The following is a 20767-nucleotide window of genomic DNA, read 5'->3' on the forward strand; positions in this document are numbered from 1 at the left end:
TGAGATGTCACGATTTGATGGGCAAGTTTGTGTTGTTACAGGTGCAGGCAGCGGCATAGGAAAAGAAGCGGCTGTTCGTTTTGCAAAAGAAGGAGCCAGAGTGGTTCTTGTTGGTCGTACAGAATCGAAACTAAATGATGTAGCAAAAGAAATCAACGCATCGTTTGGAGAAGGAACTGCTACTCCTTTTCCTACTGATGTGACAAAAGAAGAAGATGTTATGAAATTAGCTCAATTTGTTCAAGATACTTTTGGTCGTCTTGATGTTGTAGTTAATAATGCAGGAGGGTCAGGGTCTTCTTCGATTTTAGAAATGGATGTAGAAGAATGGGAGCGAACACAGGATACGAATTTAAAGAGTGTTTTTCTCGTATCAAAGCAACTAGGCAAGGTAATGATTGACTCAAACGTACAACAAGGATCGATTGTAAATGTAGCTTCATTATCAGGCTATAAAGCAGGAGCTAAAATCCCTCATTATAGTGCAGCAAAAGCAGGAGTTATTAATTTTACTAGAGCTCTTGCCAATGAATTAGCCCCGCATCATATTCGAGTCAATTCAGTTTCACCTGGGTTTATAGAAACCCCTTTAACTGAAAAAGGCTTAGAAAATGAACATTTTACAGCTGCAATTAGAAGAAATACAGCTTTGAAGAGAGTTGGGAACGCTGAGGAAATTGCAAATGTTATTACGTTTGTCGCTTCAAGAGAAGCAAGTTATATGACGGGTTCTGATGTATTAGTTGACGGTGGTTGGCTTATTACCTAAAAGGAGGAAATCGAATGGAAAATCAACATTTATTAACTCATATTGAAGCAGGTGTAATGAGACTTACTTTAAATCGCCCTGAAGCGCTAAATGCCTTTAGTCCAGAAATGATTACAGGATTAATGAACTCTATTAAAGAAGCAAAGGAAAATCAAGATGTGAAAGTTGTCGTTATTAACGGAGCAGGCCGTGCATTTAGTTCTGGCGGTGATGTCAAAACGATGGGAAAGGCACAAGGTGTTCAAGTATATGAACACATTGGAAAGCTAAATGAACTAATCCTAGAAATTAAATCGTTAGAAAAACCTGTCGTCGCAGCCGTTCATGGTTTTGCCGCTGGTGCTGGATTTAACTTAGCTTTAGCTTGTGATTTAATCTTAGCTTCCGATGATAGTAAATTCGTACTTAGTTTTGCACAAGTAGGGCTCATTTCTGACGGTGGTGGTCTATTTTTCCTGCCAAAAGTTCTTGGGCCGTATCGAGCAAAGGAGTTACTATTTAGCGCTAAACCATTAGAAGCGGCAAAAGCAAAAGACTGGGGTCTAGTGAATGAAATTGTCCCAGTCGAAGAATTAGAGAGTACAGTTGGAGTATTTGCAAAACAATTAGCCAATGGACCGACAAGAGCCATTGGATTAATGAAGACAATCGTAGACGAATCAGTAAATATGACACTAGAAGATGTATTAAAGCGTGAACAGATTACACAAACATTAATGGTTACAACCGAAGATCATTTAGAGGGTGTTCAAGCCTTTGTAGAAAAAAGAAAAGCCAAATTTACAGGAAAATAACTAGAAAAAGTAGGAGCGTGTAAATAATGAGAGCAATCCAATTTAGCAAATATGGTGGTCCAGAAGTATTAGAAATGGTAGAACTAGAAAAGCCAAAACCTGTAGGTAAAGAAGTATTAATTGAGATTAAAGCAATCGGGGTTAATTATGCAGATACAGCTAGAAGAGAAGGGCAGTATGTTGTTCCAACTCCTCTGCCATATGTTCCAGGGGCTGAAGTAGCTGGTGTTATTACTGAGGTTGGAGATGAAGTTAAGAATGTAAAAGTAGGAATGTCTGTCGTAACTTTATTAGGAACAAAAAAATCAACAGGGTACGCTGAATATACGATTGCTGATGAACGTGGATTAATTCCTATTCCTGATGGTGTTGATTTTAATCTAGCGGTTGCTTTACCACTTCAAGGGTTAAGTGCCTACCACATCATTAAATCGATGGGACGTCTAGAAGAAGGAGAGACGGTATTAGTTCATGCTGCAGCAGGAGGAGTAGGTACGATTGCCGTACAGTTAGCTAAACTTATGGGAGCTGGTAAGGTAATTGCTACTGCGAGTAATGATGAGAAATTAGCTCTAGCAAAAGACCTTGGTGCGGATGTTCTAATTAATTATACGGAAGAAGGCTGGGAACAGAAAGTTCTTGAACATACAGATGGTAATGGTGTCGATGTAGCACTTGAAATGGCCGGAGGCGACATTTTTTACAAGACTCTTGCGTGCCTGGCACCGTTTGGTAGATTAGTTGTTTACGGTGTGGCAAGTGGTCAACAAAGTAAACTCTATCCTTCGTCTTTAATGGCGAAAAATCAGTCGGTTATTGGCTTTTTCTTGCCACAAATGATGAGAAAGCCAGAACTGTATAAACAAAGCTTAATTGAACTGTTACAATATATCCAATCGGGTCAATTGAAGCTGCAAATTGGCGGCACATATCCATTAGATCAAGCAGCAAAAGTACATGAGCTGATGCAAGGTAGACAAACGAGCGGTAAACTGATACTAGTACCATAGGAATTGGAAGAAAAATGCAGTAAAGTTCTGTTTATATTTGTAGTAAATTGTCTTAAATAAGAGCATTAACCTGTCGCAAAAGAAGGGATTAGAACAAGTTTTGTCGTCTAATCCCTTCTTTTTAAAATACTAGTTTACAAATTTTCAAAACATTTAGTATAATTATCCTTAATGATACTAACCGGTAAGTATGATGGTTGTTACTTATATACTAACCGGTTAGTATATAGAAAAATTAAAAGGGGGTAGACCAAGTTGGAATTATTTTTTCAACAGCTATTAAATGGACTCACAACTGGAAGCGTTTACAGTCTTGTGGCTCTAGGGTTAACACTAGTTTTTGGTATTTTACATGTTCCAAACTTTGCACATGGGGCCTTTTATATGGTAGGGGCGTATGTGACATTGACAGTAATGACGGCACTCGGGGTTCATTATTGGGTAGCAATCGCAATTTCCGCTCTAGTAATTGCTTTATTATCAATCTTAACTGAGCGTTTGGTCTTTAGTAAACTAGGGACTGCTGACCCATTATCATTAATGATCGCAGCCATTGGTATACTTTTCTTCCTTGAGTCATTTGCTCAATATTTATGGGGGACAGAATACCAAAGAATGTTCACTCCATATGGTGACACTGTTAATTTGTTTGGTCTAACAGTTACATTTCAAAGGGTACTTATTATTATTGCAGCAGTAGTGCTGATGATCTTATTACATTTATTCTTAACTCGTACAATGACTGGGGCTGCCATTGTAGCGATGTCTCAAAATCGTGATGGTGCCTTCCTTGTAGGAATTAACGCTAATAAAGTAGCCATGCTAACATTTGCAATCGCTGGTGCTTTTGCAGCAATCGCAGCATCGTTAGCTGCTCCTATTAATCTAGTATTTCCTAGTATGGGGAACTTAGTAATTATGAAAGCTTTCGTTATTATAATCCTCGGTGGGATGGGAAGTATTCCAGGGGCAATACTTGGTGGATACATACTAGGGATTGCTGAGAGCCTGGGTGCAACGTATATTTCAGCAGATTATAAAGATATCATCGCTTTTGTACTTCTAGTTATCATCTTAACATTTAAACCAACTGGAATTTTTGCGAAGGGGGTTCATTAATGAAATCGCTCTTTAATGAAAGAAATACACTGCTCCTTTTGCTCTTGGTCGCAATTGCATTCCCGTTAGTTATTCAAAATAACTATTACATTCAAGTTATGATCCTTGTCTTTATTTGGTCAATTGCTGTATATGGTTTAAACACAATTACTGGTTTTATAGGCCAACTATCTTTAGCACATGCCGGGTTCTTTGCAATTGGAGCCTATTCATTAGGTCTTCTCACTGTTAAAGGGAACATGTATTTCTGGGTAGCCTTTGTGTTCGCTATTATTTTAGCAGCAGCAATTGGTCTTTTAGTTGGCTTAGTTGCCCTTCGTACAAAGTCACACTTCTTTGCGATCTATACAATGTCGGTCGGGTTCTTAATCTATCTAATTATTTATAAAGCAGAATTTACAGGCGGAGTTAGAGGTCTTATCGGTATTCCAAATCCGCCAGATTTAGGACCTATCACTTTTAATTCTATGCAGTCTCAATATTATTTAGTCTTATTCTTCTTAGTACTAACTATTATCTTTATGAGACGAATGGTGAGATCACTAATTGGAAGAACGTTTGTAGCGATCCGAAATAGTGATGAACTTGCTCAAACCTTAGGAATTTCTGTAATGAAAAACAAGTTAATCGCCTTTGTGATTTCTGCAGCCTTTGCAGGTATGGCTGGTGCTTTGTATGCGTCATACATTCGTTTTATAGGTCCACAAGTTTCTGATGTCCATGTTGCCTTTGAAATTCTTCTGTACTTGCTAGTTGGCGGAATTGGAACGTTAACTGGTCCAATTTTAGGCACATTCATTGTAGTTGTCTTAACTCAAATGCTTCAATTCTTAGAGGAATTTCGAATGCTTATTTTCGGACCAATTGTTGTTCTACTTATTCTTTTCTACCCACGTGGGATCGTTGGTGGATACTTAATGTGGAAGTTTAAGAGAAAACAAAAACAAGCAAAAGTGAATGGTACAGCAAGTAAGCAGCAAAAATCAGCATAGGAGGTGCAAGAACATTGTTATTAAAAATTGAGCAACTAACCAAATCATTTGGTGGACTCACAGCAGTCAATCAAGTTGATTTAGAAATCGAAAAAGGAAAAATTACAGCTGTTATTGGGCCTAACGGTGCTGGTAAATCGACGTTCTTTAATTTAATTAGCGGCTTCCATTTACCGACATCAGGAAAAATTACTTACAAAGGTGAAGATATTACGACGCTTCCGGCGGAAAAAGTGGCACGCCTAGGAATCGGCAGAACGTTCCAAACGACTCACTTATTTGAACAAGCGACTGTCATTGATAATGTTATCGTTGGTCATCGCTTACGAACGAAATCTGGTTTATTTGATGCCATTTTTCGAACAAAAAGGGAGAAATTAGAAGAACAAAAGTGTCTAGATAAGGCGATGGAGTGCTTAGAGTTTGTAGGACTTACACACCTAGCTCAATATCCGATTTCTTCTATTACTCAAGAAGAGAAAAAACGTGTCGCTTTTGCATTAGCGTTAGCAACTGATCCTGAATTAATTTTGTTAGATGAACCAGCAGCAGGTGTAAATCCAGATGAAACAGATGGTCTGGCGGAGTTAATGAAAAAAATGGTTGATCGTGGGATTACAGTTTGTTTAATTGAACACAAGATGCCTATGGTTATGTCACTAGCTGACAAAGTGGTCGTTCTAAACCATGGTAAAAAGATTGCAGAGGGTACTCCAGAAGAAATTCGAAACAATCAATTAGTTATAGAAGCATATTTAGGAGGGAGTATCGATGCTAAAGCTCACCAACTTAACAGTTAATTACGGGAAATTTGAAGCGTTAAGAGACATCTCTTTAAATGTAGAGCAAGGTGAATTAGTCGTCTTGCTTGGCGCCAATGGAGCAGGGAAAAGTACACTATTTAAAGCGATAAGCGGACTAGTAAAGCCGGTTAAAGGTGAATATCTTTTTAACGGCAATAAAGTAATAGGGGTATCTCCTGACAAAATGGTGGCTAGCGGTGTCGTTCAATGTGCTGAAGGCAGAATGTTGTTTCCGCAAATGTCAGTCTATGAAAACTTGAAAATGGGCGGGTTCGTCCATAGAAAAGACAAAAATGGGATGAAGAAATCACTTGAAGAAGTGTATGATTTATTTCCAATTCTACGTGATAAGAAAGATGATCCTGCAGGTTCGTTAAGTGGCGGTCAACAACAAATGGTTGCCATTGGGAGAGCGTTGATGGCTAAACCGAAATTGTTAATGCTAGATGAACCATCACTTGGACTTGCACCACTTATTGTCGAACAAATGTTTGGAATTATCAAACAAATTAATGAAAACGGTGTCACTGTTTTACTTGCCGAACAAAATGCGAGTGCTGCATTATCGATCTCCACTCGTGGATATGTCATTGAAAGCGGCAAGATCGTAATGAGTGGTTCAAAAGAAGAACTGTTTAATAACGATGAAATTAGAAAAGCGTATATTGGCGCTTAATGGATTACAGAACTTAATAAACTATCAAATTTTAGGAGGTGATGTGAAGTAATTGAGGGGAGTTATGTTTGAATATTTTGTTTGGGTTGAAATGAATTCATTAATTTAAGGGGGATTTATGAGATGAAAAAAGGAAAACAATGGATTTTAGCTTGCTTACTATTTGGATTAATGTTATTTGTTGCAGCATGCGGTAATTCGAACTCAACATCAGAACCTGCTAGCAATAGTAATGATGGAGAGGCTGCACCTGAAGTTAGTGATGAGGAACAAATCATTTCTATTGGATACACTGGACCACTAAGTGGACCAGCCGCATTCTATGGTGAAAATACAGTTAGTGGATTACGTATGGCAGCTGATGAAATAAACGAAACTGGTTTTGAAGTAAACGGTCAAACATATAAAATTAACTTAGTTACTTTAGATGATATGTATGCACCAAACGAATCAGGTACCAATGCACGTCGTATTGTTCAAGAACATAACGCACCAGTTATTTTTGTTCCACATAGCGGCGGGGTGTTTGCAACACAAGTATTTAATGAGCAAGAAGAGTTCTTAATTGCAGCTTACACAAGTGAACCATCGATCCTTGAGCAAGATAATTCTTTGACATTCCGAATTCCGCCTGCGTATACGGTATACCCTGAAGCATTTACATTGTATTCACATGAGCGTTTCGGAAAGAAATTAGCTTTACTTCCTACAGCGACACAATATGGTAAAGACTGGACGGAAGCAATGGTTCCTGTTTGGGAAGAGCATGGCGGTGAAGTTGTATTTAAAGGTGAGGTTGACTTCAGTAAAGATACTGACTTCTTTACAATCGTTACAAATGCACTTGCTCAAAAACCAGACGTTCTATTTGTAGGTGGTCCTTCTCAACCGACTGCTCTAATTATCAAACAAGCTCGTGAGTTAGGATTTGAAGGTGGATTTATGGTTATGGACCAAGCGAAATTAGAAGAAATGGCACCAATCCTTGAAGGTTATGAAATGTTAGAAGGCGCAATCGGTGCTTTACCGATCATTGATAGTGACGCTGGAGGAGCTTCTGACTTTGTAAGCAATTATGAAGCTGAATTTGGCCGAATTCCAACTGCAGAAGGTGCTTTTAACTATCAAGCTCTTTATGTCCTTGTAGAAGCTATGAAAGCTGCTGGAACTGTAGACGATGCCAATGCAATTATGGCAAGCTTAGATGCAGGAATTAAAGCCCTTCCGGAAGACAAGATGGTATGGCACTTAACTGGAATGGATGGTCAAGGCTTCGATTGGTTACCTTCAATCGGTTATGTTGAAAACGGCGAAGTAATTATTATCGAATAATAAGGTTGACCGATACAATCTATTGTATTATAATCAAAAAAGACTTGTTTTTTTGAAGTCGCTAGTTGGTTGTTTCGGAGGGAGGGAAATAAAATGGCAGAAACTCGTGTTCGCAAAAATGAATCGATCGATGCTGCTCTTCGTCGCTTCAAGAGATCACTTTCAAAAGAAGGTACATTGGCTGAAGTGAAAAAGCGTAAGCACTATGAAAAGCCTAGTGTAAAGCGTAAGAAAAAATCTGAGGCAGCAAGAAAGCGTAAGTTCTAATTCGTAAGAGAGGGTGTATCGATTGAATCTTCTAGATCGTCTTACTGATGATATGAAGGCAGCGATGAAAAGCAAAGAGAAGGAAAAGCTCTCTGTTATTCGTATGGTGAAATCTTCGTTGCAGAACGAACAAATCAAACTTGGACGTGAGCTTTCTGAAGATGAAACACTTACGGTACTAAACCGCGAACTCAAGCAACGCAGGGAATCCCTCCATGAGTTTGAAAAAGCCAACCGTGATGATTTAGCTTCAAAGTTGCACGGAGAAATTGAAGTTCTCCAGCAATACTTACCAGAACAGCTTTCTGAAGAGGAAGTCACTCAAATTGTTCAAGAGACAATTTCTGAAGTGGGTGCTGCTTCAACAGCGGATTTTGGAAAAGTTATGGGAGCAATCATGCCAAAGGTAAAAGGCAAAGCTGATGGCGGTCTTGTTAACCGTCTTGTTAAACAGCATTTATCATAAAAGCTAGAAAAGAGCCTTGTATTTATACAGGGCTCTTTTTGAGTTATCATTCTAAATGGTTTTTTTTTAATGGTGCCAGGTACCTCTTAAAGGTACCTGGCACCATTTTTTTCTTTTTTTTACTTTCTGTATCGCGCATATTGCTTCTTCAAGTTTCTATTTTAGATTCCTTTATTAAATTCATGTCTAATTATTCGTTAAAAAAGTGAAACCTTGATATACTAATAACGTATATGTAATAACAACAAATATAATCTAAGAAAGGGGGGCTTAAGATTGAGGAGAAAGCTACTTATTAGGTTTTATCTATTTTTAATGGTCACTGCTTTCTGTCTTATACCACTACAATTCTTTGTACATAGTCAAACCCCGACATCACAACCAATTGTTTATTACATTCCTGTTGAACAGGCAGTGGAGCGAGGGCTAGAGGCGTTTATGAAACGTTCGATAGAGGCAGCCATTGAAGAAGGCGCAGATCATATCGTTCTGGAAATTGATACTCCAGGAGGCGCGGTTGATGCCGCTGGAAACATTGCTAGGTTGTTAAGAGAGACTGATATCCCCATTACAGCTTATGTGGTAAAAGATGCTATTTCGGCGGGGGCATATATTGCACTTAATGCAGATCAAATTGTAATGGCGCCAGGATCATTGATGGGCTCAGCTAGTGTTATTGACGCAGCAGGTAATGCCGCTGAAGAAAAGATGCAATCGTATTGGATTGCTGAGATGGAAGAATCAGCTAAATTAAATGGTCGTGATCCTCTTTATGCAAGAGCGATGGCAGATAATACTGTTGATTTACCTGAGTTCAATGCCGAAAAGGGTAGAATTCTTACGTTACTATCAGGAGATGCATTAGAAGTAGGTTATGCTGATGCGTTAGCTAGCAATCGTGCAGAATTACTTGAATTTTTACAGCTGGAAAACGCCATTGAAAAGGATATGGAAATCAGTTTTGCGGAACAGGTTGCTCGTTTTGTTACACATCCGGTTGTTATACCTATTCTATTATCGATTGGCAGTTTAGGACTTGTGCTCGAACTATATTCCCCAGGATTTGGTGTTCCAGGAATTATGGGAATTTCAGCATTATTACTTTTCTTTTTTGGACATCTATTTGCTGGATTTGCAGGATTGGAATCTGTCATCCTTTTTGGAGCAGGAATTGTTTTAATTCTCATTGAAATATTTGTCCCAGGGTTTGGAATATTTGGTGTACTAGGGATTGGTTCCATCATAGGAAGTATGATTTTGGCCTCGTACTCCACAGTGAATATTTTAATTTCATTATTAATTGCGGTTATCATTACAACGATCGTATCCATTCTGATCTTTAAATACTTTGGTTACCGTGGTCCTATGAAGAAAATCGTCTTTACTGGTGCCACAACAACCGAAGAAGGCTATATTTCAAATGTGACTAGAAACGAACTAATAGGTCAAGTAGGAGAAGCGATCACCCCATTACGACCTTCTGGAATGGCGCTGTTCGGCAATGACCGTCTTGACGTTGTTTCTGAGGGAGGGTATATTGAACAAGGTAAGGAAGTAGAGGTAGTATATACCTCTGGTTCTCGTATCGTTGTAAGAGAAGCTAAAAAACAATCACAAAGGGAGGAATAAGAATGCCACAAGGAGATATTTTCATTCTCATTATTTTAGGTTTAATTATTGTTGCATTAGCGGTATTATTTACATTTGTTCCAGTCATGCTATGGATTTCCGCATTAGCTGCTGGAGTAAAAATCGGTATATTTGAATTAGTCGGAATGAGGCTCCGTCGAGTTATTCCGGCGCGAGTTGTAAATCCGTTAATTAAGGCAGTAAAAGCAGGTCTTGATTTAAACACAAGTAAATTAGAGGGTCACTATTTAGCGGGTGGTAATGTTGACCGCGTTGTTAATGCATTAATTGCTGCACAACGTGCTAATATTGATCTTAGCTTTGAAAGAGCAGCTGCGATCGATTTAGCAGGTCGTGATGTACTAGAGGCTGTACAAATGAGTGTAAACCCGAAAGTTATTGAAACACCATTTATTGCAGGTGTTGCGATGGACGGGATTGAAGTGAAAGCGAAAGCGCGTATTACAGTTCGAGCTAATATCGATCGTCTAGTCGGGGGTGCTGGTGAAGATACAGTTATTGCCCGTGTCGGTGAAGGGATTGTATCCACAATCGGTTCTGCTGTAAATCATAAAAAAGTACTTGAAAATCCAGATATGATTTCTCAAACTGTATTAACGAAAGGTTTAGATGCAGGTACTGCGTTTGAAATTCTTTCGATCGATATTGCTGACATTGATATCGGTAAAAATATCGGTGCTGAACTACAAACAGACCAAGCAGAAGCAGATAAGAAAATTGCACAAGCTAAAGCAGAAGAACGTCGTGCAATGGCTGTAGCGAAAGAACAAGAGATGAAAGCGAAAGTTGAAGAAATGAGAGCAAAAGTTGTAGAAGCTGAAGCAGAAGTTCCAATGGCTCTTTCTGAAGCACTCCGCAGCGGTAATATGGGTGTTATGGACTATGTCAACTATCAAAACATTATGGCTGATACGGATATGAGAGACTCCATTGGTAAAGCAACCAACGATAGTGACGATGATAAAAAGTATGGTAAATAATCCTCTAAAAGGAGGAGTTAACATTGAATATTCTTGATTTCCTATTTGGGAATATCTTTTTCGTTATCCTTATCTTGGGTGCATTGTGGAATTTCTTCAGCCGGCAAGCAGAAGCAAGAAAAGAAGCAGAGCAAGGCAAAAAACCACAAAGGGAACAAGAAATTGACTGGAAAGAAATTTTCCGTCAAGAACAGGCTCCTGACGAAAGGGATAAACCTCAACCTACTGTAGCAAGAGATGTTGAACCATCGTTTGAACCGTCTTTTGAGCCGATTCGACAAGAGGTGGATACTGCCGCCAAAGATCGACGAACAGAAATGGAGAAATTACGTGATCAGTTAGAAGAAAAGCGTAAGAAGTTAAAGCATGCAGAGATTAGCACCCAATCTGCCATTTCGGATTCACCGATTATGAAAAATGAAATAGGAAAAAAACGAACGAAGTTAGATCTTGATTTCCAGAACATTTCTCAAGAAGAGGCTATGAAAGGAATTATTTGGACCGAAATCCTGGGTAAGCCTCGAGCGATGCGTTCCTATTCCAATAAAAGATAATATGATTAGGTTAAAAACAAGGTTAAGTAAATTCTTAGCCTTGTTTTTTTTGATTTTATCGGGTTTAACTGACGCCAAGACTACCGCATTAAGCCTTAAGACATAATGAAGGATCAGTGGGAGGTAAGTACCAGTAACAACCCGATTGGTTCAACTAATCTTCAGTGAGAGGTGAAGGCCCCTACTTAAAAAAGTTTCACTTTATAGTGATAGTCAATCTCTTCCTGTCATAAAAATGAGAGGAGAGGAGGTTCTCTGATGAAAAAGTGGCGACAACAAGTGAAGAAATTTCTTACCGACCAGATGGAGCTACCACCTGATGTAATGATGGATTTACCCCGTATTACAATGATAGGACAAATTCATATTTATATTGAAAATCATCGCGGTGTCCTTCAATTTTCTAATGAAGAGATCCGTTTATTATTGTCTCAAGGTCAGCTCTTAATCAAAGGAGAACAATTTGTCATCAAGACGATACTGCCTGAAGAACTCCTATTAGAAGGAAAGATCGATAAAGTCTTATTTATTAATGAATAGATCATAGTTAGCAGGAGGATGACAATGAAAAATGTTTGGTTAAACTACCTTTATGGTTACGTTAGAATGAGGATAGATGGGCCATACGGGGAACGGTTTTTAAACCGGTGTATAGAATACGACATTCATATTTGGAACATTAAAAGAGTTGGAGACGAGCGGATCGTTTGTTACATTGCCTTAGAAGACGTTAAACGTCTGAGGCCTCTTTTACGTATGACAAGCTGTAAGGTAACGTTTACTGAGAGACGGGGATTACCTTTCTTATACAAAAGGATGTGGAAGCGAGGAGGATTTACGGCAGGGATTCTTTCCTTTGCCATCATTCTTCTCATCCTGTCAAACATGGTTTGGAACATATCGATCGAGGGAGCTTCTCCTAAGGTCGAGCATCAATTGCGATTAGCTGTTGAAGAAATTGGGATTGAGCGCGGGAAGTTCATTTTTATGCTTCCTAGTGTGGAAGAGATCCAGAAGAAAGTGACCGACCAAATTGAAGATGCTACATGGATTGGTGTAAAGTTGAATGGTACAACCTTTCAGTTCAGTGTTGTAGAGCAGACTTTACCCGAAAAACAGGAAACATTAAACCCAAGACACTTAGTAGCAAAGAAAAAAGCAATTATTCATGATATGTTTATTGAACAAGGTCAAGTGCTGGTTCGAAGGAATGATTTTGTAAATAAAGGTGATTTACTCGTTTCTGGATTTATTGGAAAAGAAGGTAATACACAAATTGTTCCAGCTATAGGAAGTGTTCTCGGCGAAATTTGGTACAAGTCTGAGGTAACGGTCCCCCTTGTTAATCATTTTGAAACATTAACAGGGGAAGGTAAAACTTACCATTACCTATCAGTTTTTAACTTTGACTTACCTATTTGGGGTTGGAAAAAACATTCATTTGAAAAAGCAGAGCCTTTTGAAAGAAAACATTCAATCCAACTTTTAAATTGGACGCTACCTGTGCAATATAAGAAAAAGCAATGGTTAGAAAAAAATGAAATTGAACGAGAGTACACTGTAGACGAGGCGGTACAAGTCGCCAAAAAGATGGCGAAAGAAGAATTACAGGAGCGATTACCAGAGGATGCGTTAATAAAAGGTGAAAAAGTTTTGCACCAAGACGTTGAGAATGGTAAAGTTAAATTAAAGCTTCATTACCAAGTTATAGAAGATATTACGACGGAGCAACCGATCATTCAAGGAGATTGAGGCTATTGTCACAAATGAAGAATATTCCATTAGAGATTAAAGATCAAAATGAAGTTCAAAGATTGTATGGTCCAAACGACTCTCACTTAAAACGGATTGAAGAAAAACTCAATGTTCAAATAACGACTCGAGGGGAAGATCTATCAGTCAAAGGTGAAGATGAAGCGGTTCAAGTCGTGAAAGATGTTCTAGAAACAATGTTGAAGTTGTTACGGCAAGGAACGGCATTGTCAGAACGAGATGTTGTCTATGCTATTCAATTAGCAGAAAAAGGCATGCTAGAAGAACTTCTTCATTTATATCAAGAAAAGCTTACAGTTAATGCCAAAGGCAAACCTGTATTAATTAAGACATTAGGGCAAAAGCATTATGTTTCATCAATTCGAAAGCGAGACCTCGTCTTTGGAATTGGTCCTGCTGGAACAGGGAAAACGTATTTAGCTGTTGTTATGGCAGTAACCGCATTAAAAGAAGGACAAGTAAAGAAAATTGTCCTTACACGCCCTGCAGTAGAAGCTGGAGAAAGCTTAGGTTTTTTACCGGGTGACTTAAAGGAAAAAGTTGATCCATATTTGCGTCCGCTCTACGATGCTCTTCATGACATTTTAGGTGTTGAACAAACCCTGCGATTGATGGAGAGAGGGACAATTGAAGTTGCACCATTAGCGTATATGAGAGGCCGGACATTAGATGATTCTTTCGTTATCTTAGATGAGGCTCAAAATACGACACAAGAGCAAATGAAAATGTTTTTAACACGATTAGGTTTTGGTTCAAAGATGGTAGTAAATGGAGATTTAACACAAATTGACTTACCAAAAGGAAAAAGATCCGGGTTAAAAGTTGGTATCGATGTACTTGGTAATGTACAAGGGGTAGACTTTATTTACTTACAACAATCTGACGTCGTTCGTCATACTCTCGTTCAGCGGATTTTAGATGCGTATGATCATTCAGAAAAAAGAGATAAAGAAGAGTAAACATTTTGTTCTGAGGGTGACCCATTTTTAAAGTACTCGACCTCGCTCGATATTTAGCTGCTCAACGTTGAGACACTATTATCAAATAAAGCGATGTGAATAGTACTTATGAGTCGCCCTCTTATCCTTATTACATAATTGTTTCTTCCCTTAGTTTAAAACTTTATAATGTTGGACAAACAGGGAAAGGAGTATTAGGTAAGAAAATAGAGGTGACCGATCTTGAATAAACGTTCCCCGATCGATCAAATGACATGGTGGAAAAAAATAAAAGACCATCGATACCTACGTGGTGTTCTTTTTGTTATATTAGCCGTATTTTTATTTCTTTCAATGCTGGATAATATTATTCCAGAAAAGATTGAAGTTCGAATGTCTTCAGTAGCTGAACAAGACATTCGTGCTCCGATTACAGTAGAGAATAAAATTGCAACTGAACAAAAGCGGCGTGAAGTACTAGAGGCTGTTCAACCTGTTTATGCACTTAAAAAAGAATATGCGCAAATGCAAGTAGAAAAAATCAATGATATTTTTGATTTAATTCATTTAGTTAATGAAGAAATGACTAAGACAGAGTTAGAGGCAGAGGCGGGACAGGAAACAGAAAAGTTAAGTTTAGAAGAACGCTTAACATATGTTCAAGAAGTGATTTCTTCTGGGACAACGAATGACCTTTCAGATGAAACGGTTCGTACGTTATTATTATCTTCTAGCAGTCAACTGCAAGTCGCAAGAGAAACAACAACGAACGCAGTTCATTCGGTAATGAGTGAAAGAATTGCTATTAATGATTTAGCTCAAGCAAAAAGGTCGGTAAGAGATAAGATTGCGATATTAACGGTTTCTAATCGTTTGCATGATGCAATGATTGAAACAGCACAATTTGCTATTATACCTAATTATATTTATGACGATAAGGCAACAGAACGTCTTCAACAAGAAGCGGTTGAATCAGTAGAGCCGGTTATTATCAGAGAAGGACAGCTGCTTGTAAAGCAAGGCGAGTTGATTAATCATGAGATTTATGAACAACTGCGAATGGTTGGTCTATTAGACGATGCGTTTAATATATTTCCATATTTAGGATTAGCACTTTTAGTATTATTAATGGTCGGGATGCTTTCATATTATCTGAATGAAGCACAAACAAGCGTAAAAACCAATAATAGCCATTTGCTCATGTTTATTCTCATTTTCTTTATTGGTGTATCCGTTATGAAAATAACGAGCCTAATTGAAAGATTAGATATCGTAGCAGTAGGCTTAATTGTACCAGTTGCAGTTGGTGCGATGCTGTTAACGACGTTAATTCATCAACGTATTGCATTATTTTCAAGTATTTTCTTTGCAATTATTGCGAGTATTATCTTTAATAATGATGCGGTAGGCACGTTTAATTTTACGTTTGGTGTATATATATTATTCAGTTGTTTTGCAGGGGTCTATTTTTTAGGGCGCTCAACGAGTATGACTCGAATATTAAAAGCGGGACTTTTTGTTTCATTTATTAACATGGTAACGATTCTATCGATCTTATTCCTAAAGGGCTTTCAACAGAATTGGATTGAGGTTGGCATGTATTTAGGTTTTGCCTTTTTGTCAGGGTTTATAGCGGCTGTCTTAACGCTAGGTTTAGTTCCGTTTTTTGAAGCGGGCTTTGGAATTTTATCGACAACTAAGCTTATTGAATTATCAAACCCAAACCACCCTTTACTAAGAAGAATCTTATTAGAAGCTCCTGGAACATACCATCATAGTGTAGTAGTGGGTAACTTAGCAGAAGCCGCATGTGAATCTATTGGGGCGAATGGTTTACTAGCAAGAGTCGGTTCTTATTATCATGACATAGGAAAAACGAAACGACCGCATTTTTTTATAGAAAATCAAATGAAGATTGATAATCCACATGATAAAATATCACCGCAACTTAGTAAAACCATTATCATTTCTCATCCTTATGACGGTGCGGATATGTTAAAGGAATACAAGATGCCTAAAGAGATTATTGATATTGCTGAACAGCATCACGGAACAACATTGTTGAAGTATTTTTACCACAAAGCTAATCAAGAAACGGATCAAACGATACCTGAAGAACAATTCAGATATCCTGGACCAAAAGCTCAAACGAAAGAAGCTGCAATTGTCGGTATAGCGGACTGCATTGAAGCCGCTGTAAGATCTTTAACTAAGCCAACACCAGACAAAATATTGGCGATGATAAGAAAGATCGTAACTGATCGTCTTGAGGATGGTCAATTTAACGAGTGTGACCTTACTTTGAAAGAGCTAGACAAAGTGGCGGTTTCGATGTATGAGACATTACAAGGAACATTCCATTCACGTATTGAGTATCCAGAAGATCCTAAAGAAAAGGGAGCGAAATGATGAACTTTGAGATTGACATTCTTGATGAAACTAATGAGGTTACGACAGAACAACTTCAGTTAACAGAAGAAATTATCAGCGAAGCAGCAAAAATGGAAGGTTTAACCGGGCCGACTGAAATTTCAATAACTTTTGTTGACGATAAACGGATCCAAGAAATAAACCGAGATTATCGTGGGAAAGATACACCTACTGACGTTATTTCTTTTGCCTTAAATGAGGCAGGGGAAGAAGAGGTGCAAATTATTGATCCAGAAGGTCCAAATGTTTTAGGTGATATTATCATTTCCATACCGCGTACGATCGAACAAGCTCAACATTATGAACATTCTTTTGAAAGAGAACTAGGGTTTCTCCTTGTCCATGGATTTCTCCATTTGTTAGGATACGATCACTTAACAGGTGAAGAGGAGAAAATTATGTTTTCAAGACAAGAAGAAATCTTAAACGCCTATGGACTTAAAAGATAAAAACCTTTGGGGATTTAAACGACTGCTTCGTTCTTTCGTATATGCATGGACTGGCTTAAAGTATGTTATTCGTTATGAGCAAAATATGAGAATACATTTAATTATGAGCGCAGTAGTTATGGCGTTAGCGTTTATATTGAATGTTCCTTTAATGCAAAAAATCATTTTATTGTTAGTTGTAGGTATGGTGCTATCTTTAGAGGTGATGAATACAGCGATTGAACGGACTGTAGATATGATCACAGAAGAATACCATCCGCAAGCAAAAGTGGCTAAAGATATTGCTGCTGGAGCGGTGTTTATTTTTAGTATTATTTCAGTGTTAATTGGCTTGGCGATTTTTTTACCACCGATTATTGAGCTGGTATCCATGATTTTAAGCTCATAGCGGGAGAGGAGTTTACTAGGAGACATGTGGAAGAGGCTACAAAAAAATATTATAGCTGGACTTATTTTTCTGTTGCCAGCAATTGCCACAATCTATGTTATTCAATTTTTGTTTACATTAATTGATGCATTTCTAGGCTCATTTATTACTGGCATACTCAAAGGGTTAAATATTATAACTACTCATGACGGTAGTATTTATTTTCTTGGTGTCTATACTCCATTTTCTGAACGAATTTTTGGGATTGGCTTTATCTTAACTATTGTTCTCATTACATGGATCGGTTCTATGCGGTTGACAGGTAAAGGAAGTGGAATTTTAAATGCAATTGATAGAGGATTTAGGAGAGTTCCTATTGCTAACTCTATCTATACATCTGTCGAACAAGTTATTCATGCTTTCGCACAAGAACGTTCCTCATTTAAGAATGTCGTGCTTTTAGAGTACCCTAGAAAAGGTCTTTATACGATAGGATTTCAAACGGGGTCTTCAAAAGGAGAAGTTCAGCGGCTTACATCTAAGGAGTGCATCAATGTTTTTTTGCCAACAACACCTAACCCGACATCTGGCTGGTTAGTACTCGTTCCTAGAGAAGATGTCATTGTTCTCAACATGACGGTAGAACAGGGGTTGAAATTTATTATATCTGGCGGAGTCGTTGTTCCGCCTGATCCGATGGATGATGTTATCGAAAAAGAAGCAACTTTCGATAAAAAAAACATGAAGGTATTTATACGTGAAAAAAGAAAGGAAGAATAAATTTGGATAAAACAAAGCTTATGGACGAAGCAAAAACTGCCAGGGAAAAAGCATATGTTCCATATTCCAAGTTTCCAGTTGGAGCAGCATTACTAACAAAAGATGGACAAGTTTATAAAGGATGTAACATTGAAAATGCATCCTTTGGTCTAACCAACTGTGCAGAAAGGACAGCCATCTTCAAGGCGGTTTCAGAAGGAATTCATAACTTTACTGCTATTGCTGTTGTGGCAGATACAGAGCGTCCTGTGCCGCCATGTGGTGCATGTCGTCAAGTGCTCACTGAATTTTGTCATGCAGAAATGCCTGTTTACTTAACAAATCTAAAAGGTGATGTACAAGAAATAACTGTAGGTGAACTATTGCCTGGAGCTTTTACTGCGGGGGATTTAAATGAATAATAGAGAAGGATATAAGTCTGGGTTTGTTGCAATTATTGGGAGACCAAATGTAGGGAAATCAACTTTATTAAATTATATTGTTGGTCAGAAAATAGCCATAATGAGTGATAAGCCGCAAACAACGAGAAATAAAATTCAAGGTGTATATACGAATAATGACGCACAGATTGTTTTTTTAGACACACCAGGTATTCATAGACCGAAGCATAAGCTCGGTGATTTTATGATGAAAATTGCAAATAATACGTTAAGAGAAGTCGACTTAATTATGTTTGTGATCGATGCAGGAGAAGGTTTTGGTTCTGGTGAACAATTTATTTTAGATCGATTAAAAGAGTCAAAAACGCCGGTTTTTCTAGTCGTTAATAAAATTGATAAAGTTCATCCAGAAAAGTTATTAGACATTATAAATGGATATAAAGATCGTCATACATTCGAAGAAATTGTTCCAGTTTCTGCATTAGAAGGAAATAATGTCCCGACATTATTGGAACAAATTACAAAACATCTACCTGAAGGGCCGCAATATTACCCTGCCGATCAAGTAACGGACCATCCTGAAAGATTTATTGTAGCTGAGTTAATTCGTGAAAAAGCTCTGCACTTAACTCGAGAAGAAATTCCCCATTCATTAGCTGTTGTCATTGAACAGATGAAGCAGCGTGAAGGTAGTGAAACCGTCTATGTTGGGGCAACGATCATTGTAGAGCGCTCGTCACAAAAAGGTATTATTATAGGAAAGCAAGGCAGTATGCTAAAAGAAATAGGTAAACGAGCCCGTACGGATATTGAAGCCTTGCTCGGTTCAAAAGTCTTCTTGGAATTATGGGTAAAAGTTCAAAAAGACTGGCGAAACAAAGGCCATCAGTTACGTGATTTTGGCTTTAATGAAGATGAATATTAAAATGTAATGTTCGTAATAAGTTATTAACAAATATTTAACAATGGCTCGGTAATCAGCCATTGTTTTTTTATCAAAAAATCTCTAAGATAGATGTATGAAGTAATTGAATGTTGCATATGACTATTTGTCATAATTGACAATTATTCCATAACATGAATTTGCAAATCAAGGTCAAGCTATAGAGTATAGAGCGGTCTAACAATCCTTAAACGAAAGGTGGAATTCCAATGCTTGAATTTTCCTGGAAAGTATTCTCGATGACGGGAAGTGTTGATACTTATTTGTTAATCAAGGAACTGGAAAAGGAGCATGGTGATGTTTCAGCTCAAGATATTGAAGAGGAGTTTACGAATTTAGACGCTCACTAATCTTGCTTGCACCTCACGACTTCTATGTGTGGTGACGAGAATGTTTCAGAAAGTTGAAGGAATTGTTATACGTACTTCGGATTACGGGGAATCTAATAAAATTGTTACATTACTTACAAGAGAATTAGGGAAGATTGGTGTGATGGCGAGAGGAGCTAAAAAGCCTAAGAGTCGCCTCGCTGCAGTTTCCCAATTATTTATTTACGGCACTTTTCTCATACAAAAGAGCTCAGGTCTTGGTACTCTTCAACAGGGAGAGATCATTCAATCTTATCGAGAGGTTAGAAACGATTTACTTCGAGCCTCTTATGCATCTTACATAGTTGAGATAACCGATAAGCTTACCAATGACCGTGAACGTAATCCGTATTTATTTGAACTATTAATGCAAACGCTACATTACATTGACGAAGAAGTAGATCCAGAAATATTAGTCCGCCTCTATGAAGTTAAAATGCTTTTTGTAGCTGGAATTGGCCCGCAATTAAATAATTGTGCTAGTTGTGGAAGTGTTGATGGTGAATTTTCTTTTTCAATAGGCGAGGGTGGCTTTTTATGTCATCGCTGTTCAGCAAAAGATCCTTACCGTTTAAAAGTTTCACCGGGAACGATAAAATTGCTACGGCTTTTTTATCACTTTGACTTGAACCGTTTAGGAAATATTTCAGTAAAAAAGGAAACAAAGCAAGAATTAAAACAAGTTTTAAATTCATATTACGATGAGTATTCTGGTTTGAAGCTTAAATCCAGATCATTTTTAGACCAATTAGAAAAAATGGATTGGTTAGACTCAAATCAAAGTTGACATTAGGTATCTTTTTGAGTATTATGCTTTTAAAGAACAACCTTAATTTTAAACAAACAGTGCAAAGAAGGAAAAGGAGTACTTATCCTCTCTATAAAAAGCGAACCTAGGGTGGTGTGAGCTAGGGATATAGATGATAA

At 37.9% G+C, this 20767-nt stretch carries 24 protein-coding genes; all 24 read left to right on the forward strand.

Annotation, left to right across the window (positions count from 1 at the left end):
- Positions 1-4 precede the first annotated feature (4 nt).
- The 24 genes from N7Z68_RS10830 to recO all read left to right on the forward strand — a co-directional run bounded on the left by N7Z68_RS10830 (position 5) and on the right by recO (position 20627).
- Positions 5-769 carry an SDR family NAD(P)-dependent oxidoreductase gene (locus tag N7Z68_RS10830; protein WP_275118497.1) on the forward strand — a complete coding sequence of 255 codons (765 nt, stop codon included), beginning with the start codon at positions 5-7 and terminating at the stop codon, positions 767-769.
- 14 nt (positions 770-783) lie between these two features.
- Positions 784-1563 carry an enoyl-CoA hydratase/isomerase family protein gene (locus tag N7Z68_RS10835; RefSeq protein WP_275118498.1) on the forward strand — a complete coding sequence of 260 codons (780 nt, stop codon included), beginning with the start codon at positions 784-786 and terminating at the stop codon, positions 1561-1563.
- A 26-nt stretch (positions 1564-1589) separates the two neighbouring features.
- On the forward strand, positions 1590-2573 hold the full coding sequence (locus N7Z68_RS10840) for a quinone oxidoreductase family protein (RefSeq protein ID WP_275118499.1): 984 nt from the start codon (positions 1590-1592) through the stop codon (positions 2571-2573).
- 255 nt (positions 2574-2828) lie between these two features.
- Complete coding sequence (locus tag N7Z68_RS10845; RefSeq protein ID WP_275118500.1) at positions 2829-3692, forward strand: branched-chain amino acid ABC transporter permease; 864 nt, start codon at positions 2829-2831, stop codon at positions 3690-3692.
- Positions 3692-4684: a branched-chain amino acid ABC transporter permease gene (locus tag N7Z68_RS10850; protein ID WP_275118501.1), complete on the forward strand. Its 993-nt coding sequence runs from the start codon at positions 3692-3694 to the stop codon at positions 4682-4684. The genes N7Z68_RS10845 and N7Z68_RS10850 overlap by 1 nt, the downstream gene beginning before the upstream one ends.
- A 14-nt stretch (positions 4685-4698) precedes the next feature.
- Positions 4699-5484, forward strand: a complete 786-nt coding sequence (locus N7Z68_RS10855) for an ABC transporter ATP-binding protein (RefSeq protein WP_275118502.1) — start codon at positions 4699-4701, stop codon at positions 5482-5484.
- Entirely contained in the window at positions 5456-6163 is a 708-nt protein-coding gene (locus N7Z68_RS10860) for an ABC transporter ATP-binding protein (RefSeq protein WP_275118503.1), read from the forward strand. The genes N7Z68_RS10855 and N7Z68_RS10860 overlap by 29 nt, the downstream gene beginning before the upstream one ends.
- 123 nt (positions 6164-6286) lie before the next feature.
- On the forward strand, positions 6287-7495 hold the full coding sequence (locus N7Z68_RS10865; protein WP_275118504.1) for an ABC transporter substrate-binding protein: 1209 nt from the start codon (positions 6287-6289) through the stop codon (positions 7493-7495).
- A 93-nt stretch (positions 7496-7588) separates the two neighbouring features.
- The gene (gene rpsU / locus N7Z68_RS10870; RefSeq protein ID WP_003323311.1) at positions 7589-7762 is read left to right on the forward strand and encodes a 30S ribosomal protein S21; all 174 of its coding nucleotides are present in this window, start codon (positions 7589-7591) and stop codon (positions 7760-7762) included.
- 22 nt (positions 7763-7784) lie between these two features.
- Positions 7785-8228, forward strand: a complete 444-nt coding sequence (locus tag N7Z68_RS10875; protein ID WP_275118505.1) for a GatB/YqeY domain-containing protein — start codon at positions 7785-7787, stop codon at positions 8226-8228.
- A gap of 276 nt (positions 8229-8504) precedes the next feature.
- Positions 8505-9857 carry an NfeD family protein gene (locus tag N7Z68_RS10880; RefSeq protein WP_275118506.1) on the forward strand — a complete coding sequence of 451 codons (1353 nt, stop codon included), beginning with the start codon at positions 8505-8507 and terminating at the stop codon, positions 9855-9857.
- Positions 9858-9859: 2 nt separating this feature from the next.
- Positions 9860-10858 carry a flotillin-like protein FloA gene (gene floA / locus N7Z68_RS10885; RefSeq protein ID WP_275118507.1) on the forward strand — a complete coding sequence of 333 codons (999 nt, stop codon included), beginning with the start codon at positions 9860-9862 and terminating at the stop codon, positions 10856-10858.
- Positions 10859-10881: 23 nt separating this feature from the next.
- Positions 10882-11412: a YqfB family membrane protein gene (locus N7Z68_RS10890; RefSeq protein WP_275118508.1), complete on the forward strand. Its 531-nt coding sequence runs from the start codon at positions 10882-10884 to the stop codon at positions 11410-11412.
- Between the two features lie 255 nt (positions 11413-11667).
- Positions 11668-11952, forward strand: a complete 285-nt coding sequence (yqfC, locus tag N7Z68_RS10895) for a sporulation protein YqfC (RefSeq protein ID WP_216830094.1) — start codon at positions 11668-11670, stop codon at positions 11950-11952.
- A 24-nt stretch (positions 11953-11976) separates the two neighbouring features.
- Positions 11977-13164, forward strand: coding sequence for a sporulation protein YqfD (gene yqfD, locus N7Z68_RS10900; protein ID WP_275118509.1), 1188 nt, complete (start codon positions 11977-11979; stop codon positions 13162-13164).
- 5 nt (positions 13165-13169) lie between these two features.
- The gene (locus N7Z68_RS10905; protein WP_373323129.1) at positions 13170-14144 is read left to right on the forward strand and encodes a PhoH family protein; all 975 of its coding nucleotides are present in this window, start codon (positions 13170-13172) and stop codon (positions 14142-14144) included.
- A 222-nt stretch (positions 14145-14366) separates the two neighbouring features.
- Positions 14367-16532 carry an HD family phosphohydrolase gene (locus N7Z68_RS10910; protein ID WP_275118510.1) on the forward strand — a complete coding sequence of 722 codons (2166 nt, stop codon included), beginning with the start codon at positions 14367-14369 and terminating at the stop codon, positions 16530-16532.
- On the forward strand, positions 16532-17002 hold the full coding sequence (gene ybeY, locus N7Z68_RS10915; protein WP_275118511.1) for an rRNA maturation RNase YbeY: 471 nt from the start codon (positions 16532-16534) through the stop codon (positions 17000-17002). The genes N7Z68_RS10910 and ybeY overlap by 1 nt, the downstream gene beginning before the upstream one ends.
- On the forward strand, positions 16986-17390 hold the full coding sequence (locus tag N7Z68_RS10920) for a diacylglycerol kinase (RefSeq protein WP_275118512.1): 405 nt from the start codon (positions 16986-16988) through the stop codon (positions 17388-17390). Before ybeY ends, N7Z68_RS10920 begins: the two co-directional genes overlap by 17 nt.
- Positions 17391-17414: 24 nt before the next feature.
- On the forward strand, positions 17415-18149 hold the full coding sequence (locus N7Z68_RS10925) for a DUF502 domain-containing protein (RefSeq protein WP_275118513.1): 735 nt from the start codon (positions 17415-17417) through the stop codon (positions 18147-18149).
- Positions 18150-18151: 2 nt separating this feature from the next.
- Entirely contained in the window at positions 18152-18550 is a 399-nt protein-coding gene (locus N7Z68_RS10930) for a cytidine deaminase (RefSeq protein WP_275118514.1), read from the forward strand.
- Entirely contained in the window at positions 18543-19454 is a 912-nt protein-coding gene (gene era, locus N7Z68_RS10935) for a GTPase Era (protein WP_275118515.1), read from the forward strand. Before N7Z68_RS10930 ends, era begins: the two co-directional genes overlap by 8 nt.
- A 227-nt stretch (positions 19455-19681) precedes the next feature.
- Positions 19682-19822 carry a YqzL family protein gene (locus N7Z68_RS10940; protein ID WP_275118516.1) on the forward strand — a complete coding sequence of 47 codons (141 nt, stop codon included), beginning with the start codon at positions 19682-19684 and terminating at the stop codon, positions 19820-19822.
- Between the two features lie 40 nt (positions 19823-19862).
- Positions 19863-20627: a DNA repair protein RecO gene (gene recO / locus N7Z68_RS10945; protein ID WP_275118517.1), complete on the forward strand. Its 765-nt coding sequence runs from the start codon at positions 19863-19865 to the stop codon at positions 20625-20627.
- Positions 20628-20767: the final 140 nt, after the last annotated feature.

The sequence above is a fragment of the Alkalihalobacterium chitinilyticum genome (assembly GCF_029028005.1).
Taxonomy (GTDB): Bacteria; Bacillota; Bacilli; order Bacillales; family Bacillaceae_F; genus Alkalihalobacterium; species Alkalihalobacterium chitinilyticum.